Origin of the sequence: Denitrificimonas halotolerans (genome assembly GCF_034259425.1) — a bacterium.
Classification (GTDB): domain Bacteria; phylum Pseudomonadota; class Gammaproteobacteria; order Pseudomonadales; family Pseudomonadaceae; genus Denitrificimonas; species Denitrificimonas halotolerans.
The window spans coordinates 1-4683 of record NZ_JAXIVU010000038.1 but is presented as its reverse complement, the minus strand read 5'-3'; the positions used below and the strand labels follow the sequence as shown (position 1 = coordinate 4683).

General features: G+C 45.3%; 5 protein-coding genes and 3 tRNA genes. 1 reads left to right on the top strand and 7 read right to left on the bottom strand.

The genetic code is table 11. From position 1 onward, the window contains the following. The 4 genes from TOI97_RS13090 to TOI97_RS13075 form a co-directional block, all read right to left on the bottom strand. Positions 1-205, bottom strand: a 205-nt coding sequence (locus tag TOI97_RS13090) for a GTP-binding protein (RefSeq protein WP_321554569.1), incomplete at its 3' end; no start/stop codon positions are given. Positions 206-291: 86 nt separating this feature from the next. Further along, positions 292-367, bottom strand: a tRNA-Thr gene (locus tag TOI97_RS13085). A gap of 21 nt (positions 368-388) precedes the next feature. Continuing rightward, positions 389-462: transfer RNA gene (locus TOI97_RS13080), tRNA-Gly, on the bottom strand. 20 nt (positions 463-482) lie between these two features. Continuing rightward, positions 483-567, bottom strand: a tRNA-Tyr gene (locus TOI97_RS13075). A 312-nt stretch (positions 568-879) separates the two neighbouring features. On the opposite strand from TOI97_RS13075, the gene TOI97_RS13070 reads away from it, so the two are divergent. Continuing rightward, entirely contained in the window at positions 880-1944 is a 1065-nt protein-coding gene (locus TOI97_RS13070; protein WP_321554568.1) for an RNA-guided endonuclease InsQ/TnpB family protein, read from the top strand. Positions 1945-1957: 13 nt separating this feature from the next. Here TOI97_RS13070 and TOI97_RS13065 read toward each other — a convergent pair whose 3' ends face one another. The 3 genes from TOI97_RS13065 to TOI97_RS13055 all read right to left on the bottom strand — a co-directional run bounded on the left by TOI97_RS13065 (position 1958) and on the right by TOI97_RS13055 (position 4242). Continuing rightward, positions 1958-2710, bottom strand: coding sequence for a type III pantothenate kinase (locus tag TOI97_RS13065; RefSeq protein WP_321554567.1), 753 nt, complete (start codon positions 2708-2710; stop codon positions 1958-1960). Next, a complete protein-coding gene (gene birA / locus TOI97_RS13060; RefSeq protein ID WP_321554566.1) occupies positions 2700-3653 on the bottom strand; it encodes a bifunctional biotin--[acetyl-CoA-carboxylase] ligase/biotin operon repressor BirA in 954 nt (317 codons plus the stop codon). Before birA ends, TOI97_RS13065 begins: the two co-directional genes overlap by 11 nt. Positions 3654-3897: 244 nt before the next feature. Continuing rightward, positions 3898-4242 carry a zinc ribbon domain-containing protein gene (locus tag TOI97_RS13055; protein ID WP_321554565.1) on the bottom strand — a complete coding sequence of 115 codons (345 nt, stop codon included), beginning with the start codon at positions 4240-4242 and terminating at the stop codon, positions 3898-3900. Positions 4243-4683: the final 441 nt, after the last annotated feature.

Genomic DNA, 4683 nt, shown 5'->3' with positions numbered 1-4683 from the left:
GTGACGTGCTAATGGTGATACCACGTGCTTTTTCTTCTGGTGCGTTATCGATCTGGTCGTAACCTTTCGACGCGCCTTCTCCACCCCAGATCTCATGACAAACACGAGTCAGTGCAGCTGTCAGTGTGGTCTTACCATGGTCAACGTGACCGATAGTACCAACGTTCAGGTGCGGTTTATTACGTTCAAATTTTTCCTTAGCCATTGCTACCACCCTCTGATTGAGCGCACTTATTTTCTAAGCACATAGAAGAAAGGCAGATATATACATATCTGCCTTTATTTTACTTCTGGAGCTCATGAGCGGAGTTGAACCGCTGACCTCACCCTTACCAAGGGTGTGCTCTACCAACTGAGCTACATGAGCGAATTTATCGCAAAAGCAAATTGGAGCGGGTAGCGGGAATCGAACCCGCATCATCAGCTTGGAAGGCTGAGGTTCTACCACTAAACTATACCCGCAGTTGCATTTGCTTGAAATCTGGTGGAGGGAGAAGGATTCGAACCTTCGAAGTCGTAGACGTCAGATTTACAGTCTGATCCCTTTGGCCGCTCGGGAACCCCTCCTTAAGCGAGGCGATATAATGCACCTCTTACTGCTCCATGTCAAGCCTTGTTTTAATAAATTCGAAAAATCTCTTAAAACTTAGCATCTGGCACACTCCTATTAAGTATTAAGAGCCTTGCTGCCAATTGACTGTTGCATATCATACAGACTTTTTCTATTACAGCAACACCTAAAATAGAATAATTACTGCCATTGGTGCGTTAACCAACTTTATCAAAATCACGTAAGACCTCGTACTTTTAGTGCGAGGATGGATAGCGAGGGCTGCTAAAGTCTTTGCAGTATAGGTTGGTGCTGGTATTGTATACAGTATGATAAAACACACCAAAACATTAAAAGTTCGAGTACGAGACAGGCATGTGCCCTTGCTAAACCGCATGGCTCGTAGCGTCAATTTCGTTTGGAACTTTGTTAATGAATTAAGTCAACGCTCGATTAAAGAGCGTGGTGTGTTTTTGTCTGCTTTTGATATGCATCCCTACACAAAGGGCGCAGGTAAAGAGCTTGGGCTGCACAGCCAAACCTTGCAGTGCATCGCGGGTGAGTATGTCACACGCCGCAAGCAGTTTAAGGAAGTGCGGCTGAACTGGCGCAAATCAGGCGGTGTACGCCGCTCACTGGGCTGGATACCCGTCAATACAGGTGCAGCTCAATGGAAAAACGGGCAGGTCTACCATAATGGCCACTACTTCAAGGTGTGGGACAGTTACGGCCTGAGCCAATATAAATTCCGCTCTGGTAGCTTCAACGAAGATGCCCGTGGCCGCTGGTACTTCAATGTTGTGGTTGATATGGAGGTCGAGCCAACCAAAGGCCAGGACCGTATCGGTATTGACCTTGGTTTGACTGACATTGCCACCTGCTCGGATGGCACCAAGCTAGAAGCGGGCCGCTTCTATCGTGGCCTTGAGGAAAAGTTGGCTATAGCTCAACGAGCCAGAAATAAAACCCAAGTCAAAACCATTCATGCGAAAATCGCTAACCGTAGAAAAGATGTATTGCACAAGTTCAGCCGCACGCTGGTCAATCGCTGCGATGAAATCTATGTGGGCAATGTCAGTAGCTTAAAACTCGTTAAAACCACGATGGCCAAGTCAGTGCTGGACGCTGGCTGGGGTCAATTAAAAACAATGCTGGACTATAAATGCGCTCACGCAGGCATTGTTTTTAAGGAAGTTGACGAGGCATACACCACCCAAACCTGTTCGAGTTGCGGCAGTTTGCCCGAATCGAGGCCGAAAGGTATCGCAGGACTTGGAATAAGAGAATGGACGTGCAGTGGGTGTGGTGTCACCCACGATCGTGATATCAACGCGGCACGTAACATTCTCGCGGCCGGGCATGGCCGTCTAGCAGTAGGAATCCCCATCCTTTAGGTCGGGGAGGATGTCAAAAGCTTAACTGCACATAAGGACATGCAATAGCTAACCCAGAAAACACCAAGTCTTCATCACATAATGCACCTTCTACAACAGTGCTCACCAGCCCTCCATCGCCACCTGCAGAAATTACTACAAAAGAGCTTCCTACAACTTCTTCAGCAATTCGTACTTGCTCTTTAATAAAACCAACCATCATTGTATTGATACCTACCGCAATACCATCCTGAGTGTTATCGCCTAAGCTCAGTCCTCGGACGTGGTTTATTCGTTTCGTATCCACTAAAAGCTGCGTATTCAAATTTAAGGCATTGCACATAAGCCGCTGACCTGGCGCTATACAGCCCCCTAAATGCCGCCCATCATCAGCAACATAATCGACAGTTATAGCTGTACCACAATCAATCACGACACACGCACCTTGTATCTGCTCATACGCTGCAACAACCGCCAACCAACGATCCACTCCAAGCTGTGACTCATCAGCATAACCATTAGTAACACCAGCTAATACTTTAACTGACTGAGCAAACTGCACAGCGATACAATAATGGCGCTCTATCAGTTCAGCCAAACAAAGGTTCTCTACCTTCCCTCGCACAGAACAAGCACGGCAGAACACAACCTTCCCAGCAACCAAATCTTTAAGCTGACTATCAAATTCTCTCAAGTCTTGCGCTGCACCTTTATGCATGATCTCTTGGGTAAAACTAATTAATCGCCATTTTAAGCGTGTATTTCCATAATCAATTTCAAGAATCATGATGCAGCCTCAGACTTAATTCGCCTCCTAGATATTTACGCTCCTCACCTTCAACCAGCAGGCATACCTCTCCTTTTTCGCCAACACCCACTAACTCTCCAGACACTGCATCATTTCCGACCTGCAATACAACTTTCTTATTTTGCCAAGCATGCATCTCCAACCATTCCGCACGCATGCTTTCAAATCCATAATGCTGCTGCTTATCGAGATAAGCCTGCAACTCCTCTAATAGCACCAGAGCAAACTTTTCACGATCAATAACCCCCCCTGTCTCCTTTGCCAAAGACGTCCAGTCTTGATCGATTCCACCAAACGAGTCATGCATATTAAGATTTACGCCAATCCCAATTATGACGCTCCACTGCTCAAGAGGCGCCCCCACTAACTCTAATAAAATACCAGCCACCTTACGCCCATCAACTAAAACATCATTTGGCCACTTTAATTTAGCTTCAACACCACTCACTTGCTTGATTGCTTTAGCCACCGCCAAACCAACAACCAAACTTAAGCCGTCAACTTGATTCAAGCCTTGGGTAACTGGCCACACATAAGAAAAACACAAGTTCTGCGCAAAAGGACTCAGCCACTCACGACCACGCCGCCCTTTCCCTTGTGTTTGATGCTCAGCAAAAATCACAACAGGTGGTTTTTCATTCGTGATTAAACGCTTAGCCTCATCATTCGTTGACCCTATAGAGTCATAAATATATAACGGTAACGAAGGGAAAGAATTCTGAAAAGCATCACTTTTTAACAACTGAATAGGTTGTGCAAGCCGATATCCTTTACCAGGTACACTCTGCACCTCTATACCAAGCTCATCAGTCACTCGTTTTATTCTTTTCCACACAGCAGCGCGACTCACTCCCAACTGCAGTCCTAAATCATTGCCAGAGTAAAACTCCCCATCAGCCATCAGCTGCAATAAATCACGCATATCTTTGAAACACTCTTCAATGTGGAAAATACTATTATGTTTGTTTTCGCTTCTAAAAACAGTATGCAATTGTTAACTCAAGTATTGCCTGGACTTCTCACCGCCCTTAAGGGTGATACTTCTAGCTTCATAAGCTGCAACTTGATCGATAGAGCAAGAATGACACATGCCTCCCAAGCATAAACGGCTCGTCTAGCCGCCTTTAACTCCAAGATGCCTTTGTCACGGATATTTAGGGCGGCATTTATATCTCGATCAATCCCTGTTTTGCCGCATGATGGGCAACCCCAAAACGTACCGACAAAGATAGTTCTTCAATTTTGTGTTTGCAGCCATTACAGAATTTCGAGTTGGGATACCACTGTTCTAGCGTGACAACATACTTGCCCTGCTCCTCGACTTTATACTTAAACTTCACAAAAAAGCTGTACCATGAGGCATCAGTAATGTGTTTGGCCAAACGCCTGCTTTTCATCATATTGGCTGATTTGAGCGCCTCAAATATTATTTTATACGCATTTAGTAAACTGTATATTGGCTGTCTTTTTGCTGTTTGACTCAATCCCAAAATGGGTAATACCAAGGTCAACACCCACAGCCTTCTCCCCCTTCAATAGATTAGATTGGCTGTGCTTTCTCAGGCCCATCATCAACCAATATTGCGGCATAGTATTTACCTGTAGTACTTAACGACACTGCAATACTTTTCACAGTGCCGATGACTTCACAGTGGAGCTTGACTTTAATGAGCTGCATTTTAGGTGGTTGCGCGAGGCATTCAAATCAGCCTGTGTAAAATTTTAGTGCGGGTTGAAAGCTAGACAACCATAGAGTAAAGCGCTTCGCGCTACGAGCGAGGGTTTAAGGTGGAGCTGCTAAGACTCTAGCAAGAAACAAAATACTGCACACAATCTTTTCACTGTAGTCCAGATTTAACAGTTAATTACTATACTTTTGTCGCCCTGACAGCAGGTCATTGCAGGCTAGAATACAAATTAAGTACTGCACTGTAGCTTGATTCGAACAGGGC

What these genes read in the sequence shown, in the direction of transcription:
- TOI97_RS13070 (WP_321554568.1), top strand. Translation starts at nt 880, where the DNA reads ATGATAAAACACACCAAAACATTAAAAGTTCGAGTACGAGACAGGCAT.
- TOI97_RS13065 (WP_321554567.1), bottom strand. Translation starts at nt 2,710, where the DNA reads ATGATTCTTGAAATTGATTATGGAAATACACGCTTAAAATGGCGATTA.
- birA (WP_321554566.1), bottom strand. Translation starts at nt 3,653, where the DNA reads ATGCGTGATTTATTGCAGCTGATGGCTGATGGGGAGTTTTACTCTGGC.